At 59.5% G+C, this 1,630-nt stretch carries 1 protein-coding gene; it reads left to right on the top strand.

What is annotated here, in order from left to right; translation table 11 throughout:
- Positions 1–163 precede the first annotated feature (163 nt).
- Complete coding sequence (locus tag EPL03_RS19645; protein WP_012289081.1) at positions 164–1,621, top strand: IS66-like element ISH10B family transposase; 1,458 nt, start codon at positions 164–166, stop codon at positions 1,619–1,621.
- Positions 1,622–1,630 lie beyond the last annotated feature (9 nt).

Genomic DNA, 1,630 nt, shown 5'->3' with positions numbered 1-1,630 from the left:
GTACGTGTTTAGCCCCGTCTGATTTCGTCACTGTCTCGTAGGTGGTGGCCTGTGACAGATACATGGTCTGTCAGCAGGGAGTCAGTCTACATTCTCAGGGATGGTCTCCGCTGCCCGGAGACCATCCCGTCGGCCCTGCTGTCGTCGTTTCGAGGTGGAATCGATGAGCTGGGACGATCTCTCCAAGGACGAACTCCTCTCGCGGTTTCTCCAGATGGAGGAGCGAATCGACGAGCTGGAAGAGAAGATTGCCCAGAAGGACAAGCGGATCGAGGAACAGAACGAACGGATCGAAGAGCAGCAAGAGCGGATCGAAGAACTCGAAACACGTCTCCGGAAGTACGAGAATCCACACACTCCACCCAGTAAGCGACGGTCGGGGACCGACGAGTCCCCGACCTCGCAGGACGACGAAGACGACGATGTCCGAACTGATGGTGGTACTCCCGGTCGAAAGGACGGTCACAACCCGGAGTGGCGCTCTCCGCCCGATCCTGATGAAGAAATCGAGGTCACCTCTGACTGTTGTCCCGAGTGTGGCGACCACTTCGACGAGTCGGTGGGCGTCAGCCCCCGACTCGTCGAGGAAGTCCCGGATCCACAGCCACCAGAAGTCACCCAGTACAACCGACACCGCTACCAATGCGACTCCTGTGGAACTGAGACGGTTGCGACTCACCCCGACTGCCCCGATGAGGGGCAGTTCGGGGTGAACGTCATCGCGCAATCTGCCCTGTCACGGTACGATCACCGCCTTCCCTACCGGAAAATCACGGACCGCTTCGAGCAACTTCACGGACTCGAACTCTCAGGTGCATCCGCGTGGCACGCGACCGAGCGCGCTGCGCGCGCCGGTCGCTGTGAGTACGAGCAGATCCGTCGAGAGATTCAGGAGGCTGAAATCGTCCACGTTGACGAAACCGGCATCAAGCGTGACGGTGACCAAGCGTGGATCTGGACGTTTCGGACGGACGAGCATACGCTGTACGCGGTCAGAGAGAGTCGTGGGAGTGATGTTCCCGCGGAAGTCCTTGGCGAGGACTTCGCGGGAACGGTCATCTGTGATGGGTGGACGGCGTATCCAGCGTTCAGCAGTACGCTTCAGCGGTGCTGGGCACATCTTCTCCGGGAGGCTGAAGACGTTGCTAGTGACCACGAGGAGGCAGAACCGGTGTACCGGTATCTCAAGCAGATGTTCGTCGGTCTCCAGTCGTGGCTGGAGACCGACCCAGATCCTCGTGCGAGAGCACAGATGCATCGAGCGTGTCAGGACGGCCTCAGATCGCTCGTTGAGCGGTCAGTGACCGACGAACCAGTGGCAACACTCCTCGGGAAGATCGAAGGTGGACTCGACCACTGGCTCACCTTCGTCGGTGAGCCAGCGGTCTCCCCGACGAACAATGCCGCAGAAAACGCCCTTCGTGAACCTGTTGTTCTCCGGAAAATCATCGGAACACTCCGGAACGACCGTGGCATGTTCGTTCACGAGACGATCTTGTCCCTGCTGGCGACGTGGCGCCAGCAGGGACGCAACCCATACGAGGAACTTACGCGGGTTGTCCACGACAACGAAATGATCTCACGAGAGCAGACTGTGCCGGTTGTTGAGACCTCGGGGTAAACACGTACC

This window comes from Halorussus halobius (assembly GCF_004765805.1).
Lineage (GTDB): Archaea > Halobacteriota > Halobacteria > Halobacteriales > Haladaptataceae > Halorussus > Halorussus halobius.
Note: the sequence above shows the minus strand (reverse complement) of the source record. Positions and strands in the feature narration are given on the sequence as shown.

Bases quoted from the DNA above. Each gene is read 5' to 3' on its own strand.
- EPL03_RS19645 (WP_012289081.1), top strand. From the start codon at position 164: ATGAGCTGGGACGATCTCTCCAAGGACGAACTCCTCTCGCGGTTTCTC.